The 22575-nt window shown below is 47.5% G+C and carries 16 protein-coding genes; all 16 read right to left on the reverse strand.

Annotated elements, in window-relative coordinates; genetic code table 11:
* Positions 1-99: 99 nt before the first annotated feature.
* The 16 genes from AC58QD_RS01775 to AC58QD_RS01850 all read right to left on the reverse strand — a co-directional run bounded on the left by AC58QD_RS01775 (position 100) and on the right by AC58QD_RS01850 (position 22575).
* Positions 100-1716, reverse strand: coding sequence for a type 2 periplasmic-binding domain-containing protein (locus tag AC58QD_RS01775; RefSeq protein WP_497329371.1), 1617 nt, complete (start codon positions 1714-1716; stop codon positions 100-102).
* Between the two features lie 119 nt (positions 1717-1835).
* Positions 1836-2828 (reverse strand): hydroxyacid dehydrogenase, encoded by a 993-nt coding sequence (locus AC58QD_RS01780; RefSeq protein ID WP_497329373.1) that lies wholly within the window; start codon positions 2826-2828, stop codon positions 1836-1838.
* A gap of 175 nt (positions 2829-3003) precedes the next feature.
* Entirely contained in the window at positions 3004-4446 is a 1443-nt protein-coding gene (locus AC58QD_RS01785; protein WP_497329375.1) for an extracellular solute-binding protein, read from the reverse strand.
* Between the two features lie 176 nt (positions 4447-4622).
* Complete coding sequence (gene hrpB / locus AC58QD_RS01790) at positions 4623-7235, reverse strand: ATP-dependent helicase HrpB (protein WP_497329377.1); 2613 nt, start codon at positions 7233-7235, stop codon at positions 4623-4625.
* A 109-nt stretch (positions 7236-7344) separates the two neighbouring features.
* On the reverse strand, positions 7345-7602 hold the full coding sequence (locus tag AC58QD_RS01795) for a hypothetical protein (protein WP_497329379.1): 258 nt from the start codon (positions 7600-7602) through the stop codon (positions 7345-7347).
* Positions 7603-7810: 208 nt separating this feature from the next.
* Positions 7811-9769 carry a stalk domain-containing protein gene (locus tag AC58QD_RS01800; RefSeq protein ID WP_497329381.1) on the reverse strand — a complete coding sequence of 653 codons (1959 nt, stop codon included), beginning with the start codon at positions 9767-9769 and terminating at the stop codon, positions 7811-7813.
* A 63-nt stretch (positions 9770-9832) separates the two neighbouring features.
* A complete protein-coding gene (locus AC58QD_RS01805; protein WP_497329383.1) occupies positions 9833-11293 on the reverse strand; it encodes a CoA-acylating methylmalonate-semialdehyde dehydrogenase in 1461 nt (486 codons plus the stop codon).
* 15 nt (positions 11294-11308) lie between these two features.
* The gene (locus tag AC58QD_RS01810; RefSeq protein ID WP_497329385.1) at positions 11309-12385 is read right to left on the reverse strand and encodes an LLM class flavin-dependent oxidoreductase; all 1077 of its coding nucleotides are present in this window, start codon (positions 12383-12385) and stop codon (positions 11309-11311) included.
* Between the two features lie 631 nt (positions 12386-13016).
* Positions 13017-14081 (reverse strand): metallophosphoesterase family protein, encoded by a 1065-nt coding sequence (locus AC58QD_RS01815; RefSeq protein WP_497329387.1) that lies wholly within the window; start codon positions 14079-14081, stop codon positions 13017-13019.
* 162 nt (positions 14082-14243) lie between these two features.
* Positions 14244-16415 (reverse strand): DNA topoisomerase III, encoded by a 2172-nt coding sequence (locus AC58QD_RS01820; RefSeq protein WP_497329389.1) that lies wholly within the window; start codon positions 16413-16415, stop codon positions 14244-14246.
* Positions 16416-16554: 139 nt separating this feature from the next.
* Positions 16555-16740, reverse strand: a complete 186-nt coding sequence (locus AC58QD_RS01825; RefSeq protein WP_497329391.1) for a hypothetical protein — start codon at positions 16738-16740, stop codon at positions 16555-16557.
* A gap of 28 nt (positions 16741-16768) precedes the next feature.
* Positions 16769-18106 (reverse strand): MFS transporter, encoded by a 1338-nt coding sequence (locus tag AC58QD_RS01830; protein ID WP_497330048.1) that lies wholly within the window; start codon positions 18104-18106, stop codon positions 16769-16771.
* 114 nt (positions 18107-18220) lie between these two features.
* Positions 18221-18628 carry a hypothetical protein gene (locus tag AC58QD_RS01835; protein WP_497329393.1) on the reverse strand — a complete coding sequence of 136 codons (408 nt, stop codon included), beginning with the start codon at positions 18626-18628 and terminating at the stop codon, positions 18221-18223.
* A 15-nt stretch (positions 18629-18643) separates the two neighbouring features.
* Entirely contained in the window at positions 18644-19450 is an 807-nt protein-coding gene (locus tag AC58QD_RS01840; RefSeq protein ID WP_497329395.1) for a protein phosphatase 2C domain-containing protein, read from the reverse strand.
* A 226-nt stretch (positions 19451-19676) separates the two neighbouring features.
* Positions 19677-20444, reverse strand: a complete 768-nt coding sequence (gene hisA, locus AC58QD_RS01845) for a phosphoribosylformimino-5-aminoimidazole carboxamide ribotide isomerase (protein WP_497329397.1) — start codon at positions 20442-20444, stop codon at positions 19677-19679.
* Positions 20445-20829: 385 nt separating this feature from the next.
* Positions 20830-22575, reverse strand: coding sequence for a polysaccharide deacetylase family protein (locus AC58QD_RS01850; protein WP_497329399.1), 1746 nt, complete (start codon positions 22573-22575; stop codon positions 20830-20832).

Genomic DNA, 22575 nt, shown 5'->3' on the forward strand with positions numbered 1-22575 from the left:
CGGAGAGAATAACTTTAATCATGCTTGGAATCAAAAAAAAGAAAAAGCCCCCAGTCCACTGAGAGCAGCGGATCTGGAGGCTATTCATCTAAAGCGATATTATTTGAAAGGATTCAATTTCTTGTCTGCTGGAAGCACACCATTGATTTGATCAACATAACCTTGGAAAATCTTTTGACCGCTGTACTTAGTCATAAGCTCTTCACGATATTTAGTCCAGTTAGCACCGCTCTTATCGTCGAAGATTGCAACGTTCTGCAAACGTGCCATTTCTTTACGGTAGTCACCAATGTTCATACCTTGTGGTGGAGCTAGGGTAACAGGCTCACCTGCATGTTTTGGAATCTCAGCAACAAACTTAAGAACTGCACGGTCGCGATCTGTCATTCTTGGATCGATAACTTCAAGTTTCAGTACGGATGGCTCATCCAAGTTCGTGAAGAACTTGTAGATATTCAACCAGTCACCATTCTTTGTAAATTCGTTATCGTAAGCAACTGGATCCAGAGTGATTTTGCTGCCTTCTTTCTTATAGTGCTTACCTTCTTGACCGTAGTGAGTCAGCAGGTAACCTTCTTCACTTGCCAACCAGTCTAAAATCTCGACGGAACGTTTAATGTTGTCAGGTTTTTTATCTGCTACGTTTTTCGCGAACAAGAATGGTGCAGCTCCACCTGCAGTTCCTTGCTTCCAGCCATATGGTTGGTTAGCAAATGGGAAGATTGGCTGCCAGTCAGCTTTCGGATCGATCAACTTCGATTTAGCTTGTACGCTGGACGGTACGGAATCTAATGCAAAGTTTTTGTCAGTAGACCAGAGGATCCCGATTTTACCTTGTGAAGCTTTATCAAGATGCTGAGGCGACTTGTTAACGAACCAGTCTGGGTCAATGATGCCCTCTTTGTTCATTTGAACGACGCCGTCAATAACATTTTGTACTTTTGGATCCGATTGCACTTCTACAAACTCTTTTCCATTCAACATGAAGTCAGCTACAAGGCCATTGTTAATCCATTGAGGGAAGTCGAGCGGAATACGTCCACCAGCAGCAGCAGCGGAGAAACCATAAGTATCTTTCTTCCCATTTCCATCCGGATCGTTATTAGTAAAGGCACGCATTACGTTTAGCAATTCATCATAGGTTTTCGGAGCTTGCAGATTTAATTTTGTCAACCAGTCCTTGCGAACGTAGAACGAAGCGAATGTTGTTTTTTGGAATGGCACAGGTGAACGAGCATGCTTGATACCTTGCAATTGATAATTGTTCAATACATCTTGGCTGATCCACTTGAAGTAGTTCGGCATAGTTGTAGGAGTTACAAAAGTGCTTTGATCAGCTAACAATCCGTCAACTGCGTATTTCTGACTTGCTGCTCCGTCTGCCAAGAACATATCAGGAACATCGCCGCCGGTCATAATAACATTCAATTTAGTTTGGTAATCCGTTCCCCAAGCCATATATTCTATTTTCAAATCAACATTGAACTTCTCGTCAATCAGCTTTTTAACAAAATCTTTATCTGCAGATGGCAAAGTTGAGTTCGCAGGAGCTGGGACAAACCAACGCAGGGATAATTTCTCTTTTTTAGCTGCAGTTGCTGCAGGCGATCCCGATGGTGAACCAGATGCTGCCGGTTTCGGCTCTTCTTTGGTTGAACAAGCCGCTAACAATACGCTGGCTACTAATATGGAACTAATGACTTTAAGCGCTTTCATTGAGATCCTCCCTTTTTTTAAACCACATTTTGATTTTCAGTCTAACACGCAAATTTTAGAGATGCACCTTCCAATTATTCCCTCAGCGGGCCCTCATTCACCTCCTAGTGTTAGTATCATTAAGCAATTACATGGAGTGACTTCAAGTTAACTTCACCAAGCAGAGGCTCCCGATTCAAATATTTGCGAACTTCATCTACGGAGTATTGGCCGAGTCTGTGCTTGCCGTTATTAACCGCTCCAGCAATGTGCGGGATAAGAATTACATTATCAAGCTTCCGGAATGGATGATCCAGAACAGGAGGTTCAGGCTCCGTCACATCGATGCAAGCGGTGAAGCGGCCCTTCGTAAGCTCAACGATCAGATCCTCTTCATTAATTACACTGCCTCGTGCTGTGTTAATCAAGATCGCATCATCTTTCATATGTGAGAACGCTTTGGCGTTAAACATATCGTCTGTCTCAGGAATCGAAGGAGCGTGGATGGAAATAACATCGGAATGTTTCAACAGCTCTTCTAACTCCACTTTCACAGCACCTAAAGTCAGGGCTTCCTGATGGCTGATAATCGGATCGTACAGCAGCACCTCAACATCGAATTGTTTCAGTAAACGCATATAATGTCTACCTGCTTTGCCTGCGCCCACAACACCAATCTTCAGTTCGTACATCTCACGAATCTGTGCCTTGCCTTGATCCCATCCCCCATTGCGTGTGTTCTGGGATAGCGGCCACATTCTCTTAACAGCGGCTATGGTTAAGCCTAACGCTGTTTCGGCAACACCTACGCCAAGAGGATCGTTCGCGCTGCTAACGCGAATACCGCGGTCAACTAACTCTGGTGTCACGATGCCTTTTACTGTGCCTGCTGCATGTACGACCAGCTTAAGATTAGGAGTATGCTGGAGTACAGATGCATCAATCGAAGGGCATCCCCATGAGGTAATGGCTACTTCTGCCCCCTGCAGTAATTCAATAATTTTTTCTTTTGTTGGACGAACAACATCCGTATTCACTACTAATGTTCCAAGCTCGCGAAGCTGCTCCAAATGTTTCGGTTGAAAAACGCCGGAAGCGACATTATGGTCGGCGAGGAGAGCAATTCGGGTCATCGGCTTACACTTCCTTCTTATTGACTCATATCTAACTCTGTATGACATCATATTACTTATGTAACCGCTATTTTGTCAATAACAATTTATTTACTTTTCATAACTGACTCACATCTAACTTGATTCAGAGTCAGGTTCTTGTGAGATGTCAAAAAAAAGAGACTCTCCAAGGGACCTAAACGTCTGTTCCTGAAGAAATCTCTTCACTATTCGCATTTGTATTAACTTGTGCGTTGCGTAACTCATATTGCTCGTCGAATGAAACCTGCAACCTGCTGCCCAACACATCTTCAGTGAAGAGACCCGACCAATAGTACTTGGCCTCTTTCAGAATCTGTAATGACAGCTCTTCCGGCATATTCAATTCGCTGAATCTGCTGAATGTGGGCACTATTTCTCTATGCAACTGGAATCTGGACGGGCGGAACATAGTCTCTTTGCCGCTCCACTCCGCAGCCGACTTCATAGCAGGTATACTAAGTGTCCGGGTTCGAATGGAATGCTGCGACACATAAGATACCATGAAATCGATAAAGGTCTTGGATGCTTCCTTCTGCTTCGAACTGCTTAGCAGAGCCAGACCGATTGATAACAACAACGTTTTGGAGTTAATGGAATAAGGTAGCGGTGCAATATCGTATTCAAAGGGCGCTTTCTTTAGATCATTTAACCGGAAGTAGGTAGTCATGATCATCGAAGCTCTTCCCTGTAAGAACAGCTCTTCCGTATCCTCTTCGCGGTCAAAAATAGGGATAAGCCCCTGCTGGGTTATCAAATTCCTGCAAATCTTAATCGCCTCAATCCAAGGACTCCCCTGGACCTCAATTGGAGGCTCCCCAGCGTCAGGAAACCTAAGCCCGTTCTGAAGCAGGAATACCGGCCAGCGATTGCGCGATTGCAATAAAGTGTAGAATCCGAACCGCTCGTTAGGGGTAGTAAGCTGTCGCGCCGCTGACAGAAGATCATCCCAACTCCAACCGCTATCGGGCTCTAATACTTTACTCTCGGTAAAATGATCTTTGTTATAACACAGAATGACGGGTGAGAAAACGAAAGGCTGTGCTTTGAGTTCGCCATTTATGACAAATCCCTTAGTTAAATAGGGGTAAATGTCCGGATTAGGCTGCAGGGAATCTAGCAAATCCAAGCTATCCTCATATATAATCTTGAGCATATCATTGCTATTGATCGAAAGAACATCCATCAGGTCAGTTTCCATCAGCTGAATAAAATCATTGTAATGCCTTGACATTAGAGATACTGGTTGAATGCGAATGTGAGGATGTTGCTTGTGGAACATGGAGATCAGGTGCGACATATCCGCTTCATTCACTAAAGTGTCATGATAAGCAAAGCGTACCTTTATTGCTTTATCATCAGGTAAACTGGCTACTCTTGAGCCAACCTTCGGAATTGTCTCGATCAAGCCTTCGGATTGCAATGTACTCAAAGCTTCTCGAACAGACTTGTTACTGATCCTGAACAGTTTACCCAGCGCACGCTCCGACGGCAAATAATCGCCAACTTGCCTTTTCCCTGAAATAATGTCGTCTCGCAATACACTAACCATCTCATCCATACGGTCGTGAAAAGTTGTTCGACTAGGTCTATCTGTCATCCTTCATTCAACCTCTCTATCTTTTGAAAACCTGTCCATATTTATGTACAACAGCTTACAACATTATTGATCAGGCGACAAGATAGGTTAGAGTTAAAAATGAGTCAGAAAAAAGCCCCAACCTCCCTATTCGGGATAATTGCAGGCTTTACATGAAATATTTCATTACTCACAAGTCAATTTCTAGGTCGAACACGATTGGTCGCAACCGCACTGTTCGGATCATCCGGCCAGTAATGCTTTGGATAACGACCCTTAAGATCTTTTTTGATCTCAAAATAAGTATGGTTCCAAAAGCTGGAAAGATCCCGAGTGACTTGAACCGGACGATTAGCTGGAGACAATAAGTGAAGGGTCAAGGGCACACGACCCCATCCGAGTCTCGGGGTTTCAGACAGCCCGAACATCTCCTGAAGCCTTACCGCTACTGCAGGAGCATCCAAATCGGAATAGTCTATCGGGATGCGCGAGCCGCTAGGTACGGTGAAATGAGTCGGAGCTTGTTCATCCAATTCTCGACGCTCGCCCCAAGTCAGGGAGTCTTGAATAATGGACATCATATTCAGACGCTGAAGCTCTATTCTATTCTTCATACCGTAAACGTGAGAAGCTAACCAATCTGTTAGCTGTGAGCATAGAGCCTCGTCCGAATAATCGGTCCAGCTGTTGTCCAATCGATGCAAGAAGCATAGACGCTGCTGCAATTGCCGAGCCGATTTGGTCCATGGCAGAAGCTCAAGTCCCGATTCCTTAATGCCATTAAATAATGCCGCTAATACTGCATTCTGATCGGGATTCGAGAATGGTGAATCCTTCAAAATAAGCGTTCCAAGCTTATGTCTTCTACGAGATTGGACGGATTGCGTTTGCGAATCCCAACTGACGGTTTCTTCCACTTCTATCTGATGCTCACTGTGGAGCTCAAGCTCACTTTGGGTTAATGAAGCCGCTAGATCAATGCGGCTATCCGCTCCGTGATCGTCGAGTTCTATTGCGACGATATATTCTTCCTGTGCCAAGGGCTGCATAGCGCCAAAGGCTGCCCCTCGGCCGTTGCGCAGCAAATAGCGGCCATCTGGTCTCCGCTGCGCGATGCGATCAGGGTAGGCGAAAGCGAGCAGCAAGCCGCATGCGTCGAGCTCGCGGCCTGCTGAGCGAGCGGGTGCGGCAGGCGCGACAGGCGCGGCGGGCGCGGCGGGCGAGCGCGGCGGCGTGGCGGGCGCGGCGGGCGGGCGCGGCGGCGCGGCGGCGATGCCGAGCGCTCTCGCCCAGCGCGCAGCTTCCTCGGCGATCCGACGGAGCACCGTCGGATCTGCCGCGGGCGAGCCGCCGCTCGGCTGCGCCGCACGCCGCAGCGCCTCCACGCGGAGGCGCACGTCGGCGTCGGCGGCCGCTCCCGGGGCGGCGCCAGCGCCGCGCAGCGGGTCGCGCTCGCCGAGCAGCGCCGCGAGCTCGCACGCGAGCTGCCCATGGCCGAGCGGAGCGGCCATGAGCAGCATATGCGCGAGCCGCGGGTGCAGCCCGAGCGCCGCCATGCGCCGCCCGTGCGGCGTGATCGCGCCTGCGGCGTCCAGTGCGCCGAGCTGCGCCAACAGCTCGCGCGCTCCGCGGTACGCCGGCGCTGGCGGCGGATCGAGCCAGCGCAGCTCGGCTGGATCCGCCGTGCCCCACACGGCAAGCTCTAGCGCAAGCGGCGCCAGATCGGCTTCGCCAATCTCGGGCGTGCCGTGCGCCGCCAGCTGGCGCTCCTCCGCCTCACTCCAGAGCCGATAGCTTACACCCGGGGCAACTCGCCCCGCTCGACCTCTTCTCTGCTCTGCAGATGCGAGCGACACCGGTATAGTCTCGAGTCGAGTTAATCCTGTTCGAGGAGAGTACCGCGGTACTCTCATGAGTCCGCAATCGATCACGGTACGCACTCCCTCAACCGTCAGGCTTGTCTCTGCTATTGATGTGGCCAGCACAACCTTGCGATACCCATGAGGGGCAGGAGCAATCGCACTATCTTGCGCTTCCTGTGTTAAGCTGCCATGAAGCTGAGCAATTATTACATCAGAACCCAGATTTAGTTCACGGAGCTTCATCTCCGTCCGTCTAATTTCACCAGCCCCTGGCAGAAATACAAGAATATCTCCCTGTTGTTGCTGCAGAGCTTCCGTTATAGCTCGAGAGACGAGACTTTCCAATCTAACCCCATCCTTCTTGGCATTGCCCGCCAAGTATCTGGTTTCAACCGGGTATGTGCGGCCTTCACTAATTACTACTGGGGCATCGTCCATAAGCTCAACAATCCGTTTGAAGTCAAGGGTTGCAGACATGACCAATACACGCAAATCAGGCCTCAACAGGCTTTGCGCTTGAAGGCACAAAGCGAGACCAAGATCAGCGTGCAAGCTGCGTTCATGGAATTCATCGAATAGGACAATCGCAACGTCTTCCAACGCAGGATCTTCTTGCAGGAGACGGGTTAGTACACCTTCCGTAATGACCTCAACTCGAGTTGATTTACTAACCCGGGTATCATGTCTCATGCGGTAACCGATTGTTTGCCCGACTGGCTCACCTAGTAATCCAGCCATGTAACGGGCAGCCGAGCGGGCAGCTAGCCTCCTCGGTTCCAGTATGAGCAGCTTCTTCCCAACCGCCCAAGGCTGGTCTAATAAGGCAAGCGGAACCCGTGTAGTCTTACCAGCACCAGGAGGCGCCACGAGTACCGCTTGAACACGGGACTCGAGCGCCCCCTTTAAATCATCTAGGACATGCTCAATTGGCAAAGGATTGGGTTGCATAGGATACGCCTCTCGCGTTTTAATGATTCATTGTTAACACCATCAATGTATCACCACCGCAAAGATAACGTCAACCCAAAGAAGGATCGGCTGTATTCACATCTATGCCCTACATACTTGCTAACTTCTGCTTGGCTTGATCGTAATCCATTGTGATCGTCAGCATCAAATTGATGCCAGGATTATGCTTCAGCCGAGTCTTTAGCAAGGAATGCACCAAGGGCTTTTCGAATTTCAGAATAGTGATCACTTCAGCAAGCGGACCACCCGTGCGCTGCACCTCATAGATGAGGTCCACACACTTTTCCACTTCGCTATGTTGATCTCTGATTTTACTCAGAACCGTATTGATTTGACTTGCATTCATATTAATTCCACCTCATAACCGAAAATTAAAGTGTTTGAATAGGACTTTATATATATATGAATAGATTATAACACCTAGCATACAGGGTGACTATATACCCAATGACTAATGACAAAAAAAATTACAACGCAAACAAGTAGGTCGTTGTCCCTAATATGAAGGACAATCGACCATTGGTTTTCGTTGCATTTTCATTTAATTTTTTTTATCAATATTGAATAAGTACACTTCTAGTCCTTCCGTCCCAGTCCACTTTACCGCCGAATGCCTCTCCGATGAATCTGGCTGGAGCCATTGTGAATCCATTCACCAGCTGCGCCGCTTCTTCCAAATTGACATTCTTTCCATTTACCTTGGCTATCTTGGAGCCGATCGATAGGGAAACCACTGTACTATTCTTACGGCCGGTCGCCGTCATTGTATTCGAATCCCATGTAACTTGTGCACCCATTGCTTCAAATATTGCACGAAGCGGTGCCAACGTGTTGCCATTTACAATTACTGGAGGTTGTTCGAACTCTTGGTCCAATTGATTAATGGATACTGACACTTGTGAAGATACAGGAATGGAGCGGTTAGCGACTCTCGCCCCTGTATAGTCGTAGACACGAATTTCCAGAGCAGAACCGGCCGGTATATCGCCTGCCGTTACGTCAACTTCAAAAGGATATTTCGACCGGGTAGCAATGACTTGTCCATTCAGTACAAACTCCACTTTACTTATAAAAACTTGCGGGATGCGCACGAAGGGAATCCACTTTGCTTGCTTACGAATCGGCTTTGTCTCATCTTGGTACAATATGGCATTATTTGGTGTAGCACCTTTTTTCACGGTTTGAATATAATACGGATCCGTAATCATATCTTTATACAATTTGAATATTTCATCGTTTCTATACAAGCTATAATTGTTCTTTGATTCTTTCAAGTCCAGATCCACATTAAAATAAGTAATGGCCTTCAATCTTGGATACTTAAGCGGCATCACTCTATACAATCGTTCCATGTTCATCAAAGCATACTGTGTATGCGCAACGCCATCTGTGTTCGTGAAGTTCGATACTGCGGTTTCGCTAAGCATCACAGGTTTGCGATCAGCATACAGCATGTATATCTCATCCAGCTTCTCAATCGGGGTCGAGCCGAGCATACTTGTCTGTTTCTCACCAAAAGAGTAGGGCTCTGTATACATGCTAACCCCAACCCAATCGACATATTCATCACCTGGATAATAATTAGCCATGTTGTATCTAGGGACATCACCTGGACTCCACACTAAGGCAACATTTGGAGCCAACTCATGTATAACATTTGCTACAATTCGAAATTTGTCTATAAATACTTGCGTATCTCCAGCCCAAGGAGTCCAGTCTCCGTTCATCTCACCTCCAAAACGCAAGAAGATCGGAATGCCTGACTCATTCGCTTTTCTCGCCCATTCCCGCAAATAGGCATCATCCTTCACAGGGCCAAGCCCTTGCAAGGGCTGCCAAGCTATTTGCAAGGCACTCCCTGCCGCTTTGGCATTCCTGGCGTAAAGAGCAGGAAACTCTTCACCATATGTCGCATATGCCAAATACATCGAATGATCTCTGCCGTAGATGGATTTCGATCTGTCGAAGAAATTGCCCATCGCTGGGTCCCGTTCAGAATACAGTCCAATATACATCCCATATGCAGGTTCGTGTATGGCTAATTGGCCGTTGGCAGGCAAATACTTTTTCTCTAACTCTTGTGTAGCACTCCCGGAAGAGAACAGTTCAACAGTCGTGCGTAATTGGTGAGCCCGCTCCAAGCTGTTAGCCCCCCAATCCTTGCCGTCATTCAGCCAGAATTGGTTCTCCATCTCATAGTATTTCACCGCATTCTCAAAATCATAGACTGCATCATAATACTCATTCATATTACCTGCATATATCGCAGCAGAATTCCAGTCTGAATTAGCAACCGAGATCCGGATAAGCTCGTCCCAAATCGGGAGAGCAAGAGCCGTCTGCCCGTTATTTCTATACTTCTCTGCTTGAAGATGCAGAGCCCATGAGTTATCTGCAGCTTTTGCGACCTGCATCGGCCATATGACAACAAAAGCGAGAACAATTGAAAGCAGGAATAAACATATCTTTCTTGATACGGGTGGATAGGAACTTCGGTTAGTCAAGTCATTCATTATAGTTACAGTCCCTTCTAGAAGAATATGGCACTCTCATTATACCATATTCCCCGCCGACCCTTAATAACGAGCAACTATCATTTTCTTGCGGGTATAAAATTCAACACCATCTCTACCATTCGCATGCAAATCTCCATAAAACGATTTCTTATACCCCGAGAAGGGGAAGAACGCCATTGGTGCTGGAACACCTACATTCACTCCAAGCATCCCGGCATCCATTTGTTCTCGGAACTGACGAATCGACTTAGCATTATTCGTATAAATACATCCCCCATTCGCGAACTCAGATTGATTCGCAACGGATATAGCATTCTCTAGGGTATCGACACGCACGATTTGAAGTACGGGTGCAAAGATCTCATCCTGCCATATTTGCATTCCTGGCTTGGCATGGTCGAAGATAGTCGGGCCCACGAAATAACCATGCTCCTTCACAGCAGCATCTTGTCTACCATCCCGAACGAGTGTTGCACCCTCCTCCACACCGCTTGCAATATATTTCAATGTACGTTCACGATGCGAATCTCTGATGACCGGGCCAAGGAAAGTATCCGTTTCTAACCCGTTACCAATCCGAATATCCTCAGCCGCTTGTATTAACTGCTCAACCAATTGATCTGCAACATCGCCTACAGCCACTACCACAGCACAAGCCATGCATCTCTCTCCTGCCGAACCGAAAGCTGCATTGACGATTTCTTTAACAGCAAGAGTTAGATCTGCATCAGGCATAACGATAGAGTGATTCTTTGCTCCCCCTAGTGCTTGAACTCTCTTCCCGTAAGAAGCTGCTTTTTGATATACATATTCCGCAACAGGCTGTGAACCCACGAATGAAATTGCACTCACGTCTTGATGCTCGAGTAGACCATTCACAATGTCATGCGCACCATGCACCACATTAAGCACACCATCAGGCAATCCTGCTTCCGTAAATAACTCAGCAAGTCTGTTCGCAGATAGAGGGGTTCGTTCAGAAGGCTTTAAAACAAACGTATTCCCGCAAGCTATTGCGAGTGGGAACATCCAACAAGGGACCATGGTCGGAAAGTTAAATGGCGTGATCCCGCCTACTATTCCAATTGGGTAGCGATACATGCTCGACTCTAATCCTGCTGCAATATCCGGAAGTGTGAAACCCATCATTAACGTTGGAGCTCCTGCTGCAAATTCAACACATTCGATGCCCCGCTGGACCTCACCGTAAGCTTCAGAATAACTTTTCCCATTCTCAGTTGTAATTAGTCTTGCAAGCTCTTCCCAGTGCTCCACCAGGAGCTGCTGGTATTTGAATAAAATCCTTGCACGCTTAGGGACCGGAACTCGGCTCCATTCCGTATAAGCTTCTCTAGCAGCTTGAACAGCCAGATCGAGATCCTCGCTAGTAGAGATCGGCACTTGAGCAAGGGTTTCTCCAGTTGCAGGATTCGGCACGATCTCATAATGCTCAGTCAAGGACTGAACCCATTTTCCTCCAATGTAATTGCTTAGTTGTAATTTTTCATTTGTTTGTGACAATGGTCGCACCTCCGTCTATTTGTTGGGCTGTAGCATGGTTTTGCGTTCGTTGGTAAACAAGGGCAGCACGGTATTGCCAACACGCTCTGCTTCCTCCAGGTGAGGGAATCCCGATAAAATAAAATGAGTCACACCTGCGTCAATATATTCCTGCAGTCCTTCACGTACTTGCTCCGGAGTTCCAACAACAGCTGTTCCGGCTCCTTTTCTTACTCGCCCGATGCCAGCCCATTTGAACTTTCCGAATCGGTAGTCCCCTTGCAGCAGCACACTCATTCTGCTTTGCGCAATGGAGTCTGATTCTTTGTAGTATTGTCTCATTCGCTCTTCGACGGCCGGATCCACAATGGACACCAGGCGATCTGCCTCTGCCCAAGCTTCTTCTTCGGTATCACGAACAATCACATGGATGCGTACTCCATATTCCAATTTACGACCGTAAGCAGCTGCTCGGCGTCGAACATCTTCTATCTGTGCACGAACCTCTTCAACAGGCTCGCCCCATTGCAAATAGACATCACCGTAACGAGCGGTTGATTCCTTTCCCGCATCTGATGAGGCTCCGAAAAATGCAGAGATTTTACGCTGTACGTTGGACGGTACCAATGTACCGTCTTTAATCGTATAGAAAGGTCCCTCATGGGACACTTTCTCTTCTTCCCACAATCGATTCATAACCTCCATGAAATCATTTGCTCGATCATAACGTTGATCATGATCCAGGAAATCTCCGTCCTGACCTAACTCAAAAGAAGATCCACCTGCTACAATATTGATATCAATCCGGCCTTTACTGAATTGGTCTAAAGTGGAGGCCATTTTAGCGGACAATGACGGCGCGATGAATCCCGGACGAATTGCGATTAACGGCCGTAAGGTCGATGTATTGTGCACGAGCGCTGATCCGACCATCCAAGAATCAAAATAAGGGGTACCTACTGGAACAAGGATTCCGTCAAAGCCAACTTTCTCAGCTGTTTGAGCAACTTTAATAATATATTCCAGACTCGGTTCCCTTTCCGGTTTTTTTAGGCCAATATGTGCGCCATCACCGTTTGTGGGAGTGAACCAGGAAAAATGAATACGGCTCATTGGACAAATTCCTCCTCGATGAATTTCTTTTTATAATTAATCCGATTTGTTTAGTATGAATTAATATAGAAACAGCTTAACCCCCAGAATAAACGGAGTCAATAATCCGATTTAATCAAAATGATCAAGTTGTTAATAAAAACATTCACTTTTCATTTTTCGCTGCATCATCTATTGACTTCCTTCAGATATTGCTGTATAATTAATAATTAGTTTTTGAAATACGAATTGTTGTCCCATTTCCGCACTTCACTCTCTTGAATGTTTCTCCGATATGGACCCCAAGTATTCAATTCGTTACTCCATTCACTTCACTTCATTTCATTCATTTCAATGTAATTCCAACTGCAAGCGGCTGATGATGGTTAAGGAAGATTGAAAGCAAGCTAATTCTAGACAGGCGCGGCCAAGGAGCCGTATGGATGGTTGAGAGGTAGGGCTTCCATCGTTTTAGTAGGTAAGGTATAAATGGATTGATTCAAAAACGACTGGGAGAACGCATCCCTGCTGCTCTGATTGGGACTGCGGCTAACAGGAAGCGTTCTTTTTATATGCAAAAAAAGCCTGATTTCTCAAGCATCTCCCTGCAAGTTATTAGCTTAGGTCCCTCTAGATCATACGACGTTCAATGTTATTTAAGCGAAACCGTCCAGTTCGCTTCTTCGATCCATGTGTTGTTGCTGAACTCACGGCCCCGTAGCACTACCTTGTTCTCATATACTTGTACATACAACCCTTGCGCAGAATCTTGATTCTTCCAATCATAATTCGTGCCTAATACGCGCCCCACGGCTGAATTGTTGAATAGATGGAACGTCTCTTTGAAGTAATGAGCCTTGCCATTACGGAAATCTTGATGATTATGGCCATAGAACACAAACACATTCTTGTAAGGCTTCAAAATTTCACGGAATTGTTTGCCTCTAATAACCTGATGGGAACCTCCATCTTCGCCAATTGGCGGGAGCGGTTGATGAATCATGACAAAGATCGGTTTGTCTCGTTTACTCTGAGCCAAGGTCTCCTCAAACCATTGGAGCTGCTCATCGGAATACCAGGCTCCTTCTGAAACTTCAGGCTTCTCTTGCACGTACGCTTCCTGAGATAACATGATAATCAGGAAGTTATTCATCTTGAAGCTATGATAAGGTTTCTCGTACCCGAATGTCTGCATGAACATTTCTCTTGAGCCAGCATCTGTCTTGCCGTTAGGTGCAGTCTCCTTGCTCCACGCACCGTTCGAATTAATCCAGATGTTGTAATACTCATGGTTGCCCATATTAGCGTGAATCGGCGGAAGGGTATAGGTATTAATAATTTTGCGGAACTCCCTGTAATCTGCCTTCGTTGCAGATTCTGTGAGATCGCCCGTAAAGAGCAGCGCTTCCACCTTCGTCTCAAAATTCAATATATCGTTTAACGCCTTATGCAAATGTTCGCTTGGGTAAGAAAAACCGCTGTTTACGTGCAGATCACTCATAATCATGAATGAGAACAAAGCGCGGTCATCACGTTGACCCTTGACGGTTCTTGTGGAATCTTTGCCAGATTGCAAGGGCAGCCTTGCACCCTTCAAGGAAGCATCGGCTGAAGCTAGCTCATCGAGGGAAGGCATCCATTTGCGTAATCCAGCTGCTGCGGCACCACCTAGAACGAGAAGAACTCCAACCCGCTTCATGAATGTGCGTCTGTCCATAGTAGTGCCTCCCGTCCTTCATGTTGATAATCTTATTGTAGTATTATACCATGAACTATCTACAATACGGATACGACCCAGCTCCACACAGACGAAAGCAAAAACGCACTTGCCCCATACGCTGCAAGTGCGTTTCTAACAGGATTTCTACCAGTAACTGTATTAGTCCTTCTTACCGAGCGCTGCCTTAAGCGCATCCCCCAGGCTTGATCCAAGCGACTCGTTGTCGCTGTATTGTTCAATGAGCTTAGCCTGCTGCTTCCGATGCACACGGGCGCCTCCCGGTCCTTGCTCATCCAGCATCTCGATCACATTACAGCCTTTGCATTGCGCGTATTTCCCCGCCTTGCCTGTGTGGATCTCCATGCGCTTGTGACACTGGGGACAGCGCTTGAACGACAAGGCTGGTTCTGCTTGGCGAGAGTAGCTGCATTCTCTGTTGGAACATACTAGCGACTTACCGCGTTTGCCTTTGCGCTCCATCAGCGCCGTGCCGCATTCCGGACACTTGGAATGGGTAAGATTATGCGGCTTATACTCCGTCGAGCTCATTTTCACTTGCTGTACCATACGGACGGTCTGACGGCGTATCTCATCCATGAATGGGGCTGCTTTTCCTTTACCTTTGGCAATTGCCTCCAGCTCCTTCTCCCACTTTGCAGTCAGATCAGGAGATCGCAGATCCGAGGAAACAAGTTCGATTAGCTGCTTCCCTTTCCCGGTCGGGGATAAACGGTTCATTTTGCGCTCAACTGTATCCGTCTGCAGCAGCTTCTCGATAATATCAGCACGTGTCGCAGGTGTTCCCAGGTGATGTTTCTCCATCTGTGTAAGCAGACCTGCTTCCGTAAATCGGCCAGGCGGATAAGTGCGGTGATTGCCTATACTGGCAGATCGCATCTGCAGCTTGTGCCCCTTCATCAGTTCGGGCAGTCGTTGAATGGAAGTTTCCCGGTCTTCGGACGCATCGGAACCGCTTACTCCGGCGATTCTAGTCTCTTCATCGTCATCCTCATTCTGAACAGAGCTGCCATATGCCTCTTTCCAGCCGTTATCCTTCGTCACGACGCCTTTGGCGTAAAAACGCTCGCCATTACTCTCTATCACAACACTCGTCTCCGCATAGCGGTAAACGGGATAGAACAGTGCAATAAATCTGCGCACAATGAGATCGTAAAGCTTCCGTTCTTCAGGACTTAGCGCACTCAGGTTTACGTATTGCTCCGTCGGTATGATCGCATGGTGATCTGTCACCTTGCTCTCATCTACGATACGTTTGGTCACGTTAAGCGGCTTGCGCAAAAGAGGTGCTACAAGCGGCGCATAGGGACCGATTGCGACAGCATCCAATCGGCTTTTGAACGTGGGTGCCATGTCTGGCGTCAAGTAACGTGAATCCGTTCGCGGATACGTGACCAGCTTGTGCTGCTCATACAACCGCTGCAGCACAGACGAGGTCTGCTTGGCGGAGAAGCCAAGCTTCTTGTTGGCATCGCGCTGCAGCTCGGTCAAGTCGTACGCAAGCGGCTGCGGCTCCTGCTTGTCGGTCATTCTGACCGACTCCACGACTGCTTGCGCCCGGCTCAGCTTGCCGCGAAGCGCCTCTGCTTCCGCCTCGGCGTACAACCGCCCGTCGTGGTTCTCGCCACGACGCCACTTCGCTCGCAACGTGCCGAAATCGGCCGTTACGGTCCAGAACGGCACGGAGCGGAACTCGGCAATCTCCCGTTCCCGCTCCATCATCATAGCGAGCGTCGGCGTCTGCACGCGCCCCGCTGCCAGCTGCGCGTTGTACTTGCTCGTCAACGCGCGAGTGACATTGAGGCCGATCAGCCAATCGGCCTCCGCACGGCATACCGCAGACGCGTATAAGCCGTTGTAGTCCGAGCCTGGCTTCAGCCGCTCGAACCCTTCACGGATCGCCTTGTCCGTCTGCGAAGAGATCCAGAGGCGCTTGAAAGGCTTGCGCCAATGAATCAGCTCCATAATCCAGCGGGCTACAAGCTCGCCTTCTCGACCAGCGTCAGTGGCAATAATCATCTCCCCAATATCGCTGCGCTTACAGAGCTGTGCTATCGCTTTGAACTGTTGAGAGGTCTCTTTCATCACCTTCAGGTTCATTTTATTCGGTAAGATTGGCAGATCTTCGAGATTCCAAGTCTTATATTTGCCATCATAGTCTTCAGGCTCCGCTAGCGTAACCAAATGACCCAGCGCCCATGTCACCACATATCGCGGCCCCTCAAAATAGCTCTTCTGTCGGCCATTGCATCCGAGCACTCTTGCGATTTCTTTGGCCACACTCGGTTTTTCCGCCAAAACTATCGATTTCATTCCTGCAAACTCCCTTTCTATTAGCAACCACTCTCTTCATCTATCCTATCAAAACCGAACAAATGAAACAAACCATAGAAGCGTATAAGCCTCCATGGTTTGGGTTTGATGGTCTATATCCCTTAAATTCCTCTCAGGCTTAGACTCTTATGTCCATAAAAGACGATAATCCCGATGGCTGTTGTGTTTGCTTGATGTTCTTTGCCGGGTCGCTCATTACGTCATTAATTGCTTGTTGTACGACCTGTTGCGCTTTATTCTTGCCGGTTTCTATCGCTTTCACAACACAGCCCGGTACATTTACTCCGCCTATGTTGAAGCTCATGAAATGCTACCTCCAATCCGCGCGTTGCCTATTTATTACCATCATCATAACTGATCTTACCACTGCCTTCAAGAGATACATTACGTGACGGGCTGATTAAAAAGGAAGATAGCCAGGCAACCACGGCAACCGCACTCCCATAAACGAATAAATGATGGATCCCATCCATAAACACTGGAGCTTTGGTAAGAAAGGCGCCCATTATTGTTGTGCCAACCGCCGTTCCAATATTCCGTGTGAAAAATTGCAACGAAGTAGAAATGCCTTTTTGATGAGCCCCAACAAGCTGCTGGGCTCCGATCGTGGATACCGTAACAATGAGGCCGAACGCCATTCCCTGAAGAAACATGAGCATAAATACATCCCAGAACCCGCTGGTCTCCGATAATCTTATACATAGAATCCCGCTGGCAACCAGAATAGTATTACCTGCTATGAGCAAAGGTCGGTAGCCGAATTTGAGTATCCATCTTCCCGAAGGAACGGCTACCAGGATCCAGCCTGTCGCTTCTCCGAGTAGGGAGAGCCCGCTCATGAACATGGAGTACCCCTGCTGCTGCAGGAAAAAAGGAATGTAGTTCGACGTACCAAACAATGCCGCAGTTGCAAGAAAAGAGTTGGCAATCATCCAGGATAATCCTCGGTTGCGGAACATCGAGAGCGGGATTAGCGGTGATGGATGATTGTTTTCTACATACCAGAACGCAACTAACAGAAGCACGCCTCCAACCGCATACATCCAGTAACCCTCCGTAACAACGGTTAAAAGGAGCAGCAGCACAACCCCGCCGGAGAACAAAAGTCCTCCGCCGTAATCGATCGGTGCCTTCTTAGGAACGTACACTTCCCGATAAGGGATCAGCAGAACCAGCGACAATAGACATAAGGGGATGTTCACGTAAAAAATCCAACGCCAGCTTGCAAACTCTACGAAGAACGATCCTAATAATGGGGCAATAACTGCCGATATTCCCCACATGGCGGAGAAGAACGCTTGAATGGCTCCTCTCTTGGCTACAGAGAACAAATCTCCGGCAATAATAGCCGGAAACGGAATCAAGATACCGGCACCAGCTCCCTGGATCGCCCTGAATATGACAAGCTGAACCATCGACTGTGAGGCGCCGCATAACAAGGAACCAATCAAGAATAGGACAATCCCCACGGCAAATACTTTTTTTCGCCCATACATATCAGAGAGCCTGCCAGCAATCGGTGTTAATACTGTAGCTGCAATCATATAGGAGACAAAGCTCCAGGAATATAGCGAAAACCCTCCCAATTCACTAACGATATGAGGAATTGTAGTGTTAGTAATCGTGGAGTCTAATGAGGATACCAATACGGCGATCACGATGCTGATCATGACTGGCCATTTCCCATGGACCTTTGGATCTGACTCTGTTTGTGCCTTTTCCGACGTCTGACTCATCCTTCACCTCAAACTGCTTCTCTGAATTTTGCGGTTGTTAATAATGTATTATTCCAATAAAGGATCAATGGGCTCGAACGCTCCGTACAAGGCAATTTTATCAAGCAGGACATTAGCTATCGGCAACACAAACTCTATTTTTCCAATCTCCGACAACCCGCTTCTGCTGTGTATGATGGCTTTCGATACGAACAGACGATAGGATCCCGATTCTCCGCTCAGTCGGGAAATCTCCCTGGATGAATGATCCTTGGTTACTAAGCTTACACTCCGACCGCGCTCGGAATAATAGGGAATAATGCTAATGATGTCCTTAAGCTTTAAGTAATAATTGAGATGGGGTCTCTGAATGACTAGCTCCTGTGTAGATACCGTCAAGCCGAGATCCTGCTTTTTGTGATAAATAATCAAATCGCCTTCCAGTAGCTTGATCTGTATAAAATCAGATGAGTTCATAGCCGTACAACACCTCTAATCGAATGAAATCCAAATCCCGGTTCGGTCATCTGGGGCTGCATTCTTGATCCGCTCTGCTGCTTCTACTTCATCAGCATAGGCGTCGTATCCCAGCTCCATCATATGCATGCATGCCTGCTCCAATGGAAGATCAGGATGAAATAGGCCATCTGTCAGGAGAAGCACGTGCTTGATCTCGGCTCGAGGAAGTGTACCGAATTGTAGATGAGTCTCGATATCTTCCATTCCATTCATTACACCGTAGCCTTCCGGAACATTAGCCAGCCAGCGATTGTAAGCGTTCCGATTCTCCGGGATCTCATAAAAGCTCTCGTCTTGAAGCAGCACACCTTCATTCCTTGCTCGCCTGCGATATTGCTTAGCACGTCCCGTAACGCCGAGCACCCGGTTCTCGGTTACAGCTTCTATGCGTCCATTTCTATATACTACGACTAGCATGGAATCACCCAGTTGGGCGTAATGAATGCAGTTGTCCTCAATTCGAACCGAGGCTACACAAGTGGACCACAGCTCATGTAGAATGCTCAAATCTACATGGGCTGCAATCATTTGTTCGCGCAGCAATCGATTGGCTTCCATAATAATGTTGGTCAAAGGTACGTCAGGAGTACTCTGTTCAAAACAAGCCTTTAACAAATTGGCAGCCAAGTAGGCTCCGTTGTGTCCCTGATCATTACGATAATCATGAAGAGGTGTTACACCATCCATAACGGCAAATATTCCAGCTGCGGGATGGAGCGCAAATGCATCCTCTGCTTCCGCTTTTATAGGACTTTTTCTGTGAAAATGGGTAATATTCATGTCACTATCTCCTTCAGCCATTGTCACTTTTTACGCATCTTCCTATGATGCTACAGATCAATCCAGGAATCAAGTGTGTTTCAAGGTTTCAATCGGAGTTGGGAGCGGAATACCGCACGTATCGCTAACACGCTGCATGGATCCCCACGTAGTTAATGGATAAGCCCTTGCCAGCACTGGCAAGGGCTTGTAAATAATGATGTTACAATATCGGCCGTTGGCCAATCTACTGAATCGGACGATGAGCACAAAAGTTCACTACCTCACGGTAAGGCAGCTTACCGCCGAATATATCAAGCGCACTTCCGATGGTAATATCCAGCTTGCCTGCACAAAGTGTCTCGAAGCGCTCCAAGTCGGCAAGTGATCGGGCTCCTCCCGCATAAGTTGTTGGGATGGTTACGCATTCAGCTAAATGCTCAACAAGCTGCTCCTGGATACCGGTTCGCTTACCCTCAACATCTACAGCATGAATCAAATATTCGTCGCAATATTGCTGAAGTTCAAGGATGTTCGCTGGAGTTAATTCAAAATCACTGAACGTCTTCCACTGATTCGTCACCACGAACCAAGAGCCATCCTTTTGCTTACAACTTAAATCGATGACTAACCGTTCCTTGCCTACCTCAGCGACCAAAGCTCGCAGACGCTCTATATTTAAACGACCCTCTCTAAAAATATAGGAAGTAACAATAACATGAGTCGCGCCTTGCTCCAAATAGGAAGTTGCATTCTCGGAAGTAATTCCCCCGCCAATCTGCAGTCCGCCAGGGTATACCTGCAAAGCTTGTCTAGCTGCGTCCTCATTCCCTTTGCCCAGCATAATAATATGACCGCCCGTTAAGCGATCTTTCTTGAACATTTCAGCGTAATGGGACGAATCATATTCCGATACGAAGTTCTCTACAACAGGCCGGTTGTCTTGATTCAAAGTCTCGCCTACAATTTGTTTCACTTTGCCTTGGTGGAGGTCAATGCATGGTCTGAATTTCATAAGATGTGATCTACCTTTCTGAATCGCGTGTCGTTGTTGTCTCTATACCACCATCATACCGCAAATCACAAAAAAGCCAAGCTTGAATAAGCATGACATACTTATCTTTTTCTTAGATTATAAGAACCTGACAGAATAGCCAGCTCTTGGGTGGTTGAGTTCAGTAGGCGCGTGGCAGGGCAGGAAGATGGGCTACAATCGCTCTTGAAATCGTATTCCTTGATATAAATTTTAGTCGTGAGAATACGATGTTCAAATGCGACCGCTGACGCTTTTCCGCTCCATCTTCCTGCCCTCTTTTGTTCTTCTTTCGTTCTTCTTTTGTTCAGTGAGGTACGTCTCCATACGCTCCGTTTCCAATTTTGCTGCCGAGTTCATCTGAATATTACCCCGTACACATCTCCGATAACAATGCTACCTTTTGTTTCCTGCACGGTACACCGAATTTTATCTCCGTATGATCAGGAATGTGACTCCCCTCATTTTCCAGAACAGGGATCCACACGACGGCCTCTTGTTCTTGGCCATCGACGATACTATCGCAAGCAAGCTCTAATTGATTCTGCGCATTCAGTCCAATAATACGAATGGTACGCCTCAACCGCTCCCAATCGTTAATCTGCTTGCAAGTCATGAATGTAAATCCATACTCCCTGGCTGTACGAGCAACTTTGCGCAGCGCATCTGTGACCTTCGGTTGATTGTGAATATGGAATTGGTGAAATAAGAAATGGGCTACCCCTTGAACTCGCTTAGCCTGCTCAAGAAACGGTATGATCACGCTGCTATCAGCTAATAGATTGTGATCAAGATCCTGAGTGAGAAAACCGATCTCCAGTACATCATACATACGGTTGTGCTCATCGGAGAAGGCAATAGGAAAGAATGGATGACAAGTACCAAACAAATAACCTATATTACCTTTTTTACTTGGTCCGCGAGTTTGATCGGCTTGTATCCCATATCGTTCACACCACTGGAATATTCCCCCCCATCCCTCGAATCGGGTGTAGTGATTCTTGTTGGATGTGAACTGTTGGATTCCGGTAGCTTGCTTCAACCAGTCGAATTGGCGTACAAACTCTTGTTCACCCCATCCGCCCTTTTGATCTTCCATTCCGTTATAATGGAACGCCAGCTCGTGGCCATCGGCAATCGCTTGCTCATAGATGGATGGGTTATAGCCCGGCTCCAGCATACACCATGTAGTTTGCAGCCCGCATTCTTTCAGAACAGCAAGTGTAGTAAGTGCGGAAACATCTTCATTGCGATCACTGTCATGCGAAATCATCGCCACCTGATCAATCCCATCTGGCCAATATCCCACAAACGGTAGCAAAAGGCCGCGTTTTGCCGTTTCACTTAATAAATGTCCGATTACAGCTTCCTTCCATAAGTCGGAATATGGATGCGGGAAGTAGGAGAACCCGGTTTCCGTCTGCGTTCGATCGATTACCCAATCAAGCTCGAATCCATCATCCGCCTTAAGTAAATTGTCATTGAGAGCTCCCGTCCCGTCCGGTGCAGGTATCCCATCTTCCGTCACAGGCTTTGTACCTTGCTGAAGGCCTACCCAAGTGGCAGGCAAATCGGCTGACCAGCGATGGATAGCTCCGTTTCCAATTGTGAATCGTTGCATGGCTGCACCTAAAGTCAGACCATCCGGCGCTACAGCCCTCAAAATGCCGAGCAGCTCCAAATCGCCAGAAATTTCGGGTGTTGGACATTTGTCACAGTTCCAGGGAGAAGCTTGTAAATAACGCAAAGGTCTTGGATCTCCAAGTGATTCAGGCAGTAACGCATAACCGGACCCTGTGTTATTCACTACATTACAACCCAAACGATTGGCGAAACCGTTCAGCCCAGCGAAGGAGATCAACAATCCGCCTTTCATGACATAGTTCCATAGCAGGTCTTGTCCATTGGATTCGGATGTAGGCTCTAGGGCAATAAGGACAGCATCAGGTTCGTAAGAGTCCAGCTCCTCAGCAGAGTGTAACCATTGAAAAGGAATACCGGCATGCTCCAATATCTCTCCAACAAAGCGTTCGAATACGTTCTCCCCTCGCGCCCATCGGGCATTGGATGCCTCACGGTCCAACAAAACCCCTATCCTTGCAATCCTGTTCAT

This window comes from Paenibacillus sp. J2R1T-4 (assembly GCF_059692235.1).

Excerpts from the sequence above, each read along its gene's own strand:
- AC58QD_RS01775 (WP_497329371.1), bottom strand. The coding sequence starts at position 1,716 with ATGAAAGCGCTTAAAGTCATTAGTTCCATATTAGTAGCCAGCGTATTG.
- AC58QD_RS01780 (WP_497329373.1), bottom strand. The coding sequence starts at position 2,828 with ATGACCCGAATTGCTCTCCTCGCCGACCATAATGTCGCTTCCGGCGTT.
- AC58QD_RS01785 (WP_497329375.1), bottom strand. The coding sequence starts at position 4,446 with ATGACAGATAGACCTAGTCGAACAACTTTTCACGACCGTATGGATGAG.
- hrpB (WP_497329377.1), bottom strand. The coding sequence starts at position 7,235 with ATGCAACCCAATCCTTTGCCAATTGAGCATGTCCTAGATGATTTAAAG.
- AC58QD_RS01795 (WP_497329379.1), bottom strand. The coding sequence starts at position 7,602 with ATGAATGCAAGTCAAATCAATACGGTTCTGAGTAAAATCAGAGATCAA.
- AC58QD_RS01800 (WP_497329381.1), bottom strand. The coding sequence starts at position 9,769 with ATGAATGACTTGACTAACCGAAGTTCCTATCCACCCGTATCAAGAAAG.
- AC58QD_RS01810 (WP_497329385.1), bottom strand. The coding sequence starts at position 12,385 with ATGAGCCGTATTCATTTTTCCTGGTTCACTCCCACAAACGGTGATGGC.
- AC58QD_RS01815 (WP_497329387.1), bottom strand. The coding sequence starts at position 14,081 with ATGGACAGACGCACATTCATGAAGCGGGTTGGAGTTCTTCTCGTTCTA.
- AC58QD_RS01820 (WP_497329389.1), bottom strand. The coding sequence starts at position 16,415 with ATGAAATCGATAGTTTTGGCGGAAAAACCGAGTGTGGCCAAAGAAATC.
- AC58QD_RS01825 (WP_497329391.1), bottom strand. The coding sequence starts at position 16,740 with ATGAGCTTCAACATAGGCGGAGTAAATGTACCGGGCTGTGTTGTGAAA.
- AC58QD_RS01830 (WP_497330048.1), bottom strand. The coding sequence starts at position 18,106 with ATGATCAGCATCGTGATCGCCGTATTGGTATCCTCATTAGACTCCACG.
- AC58QD_RS01835 (WP_497329393.1), bottom strand. The coding sequence starts at position 18,628 with ATGAACTCATCTGATTTTATACAGATCAAGCTACTGGAAGGCGATTTG.
- AC58QD_RS01840 (WP_497329395.1), bottom strand. The coding sequence starts at position 19,450 with ATGAATATTACCCATTTTCACAGAAAAAGTCCTATAAAAGCGGAAGCA.
- hisA (WP_497329397.1), bottom strand. The coding sequence starts at position 20,444 with ATGAAATTCAGACCATGCATTGACCTCCACCAAGGCAAAGTGAAACAA.
- AC58QD_RS01850 (WP_497329399.1), bottom strand. The coding sequence starts at position 22,575 with ATGAACAGGATTGCAAGGATAGGGGTTTTGTTGGACCGTGAGGCATCC.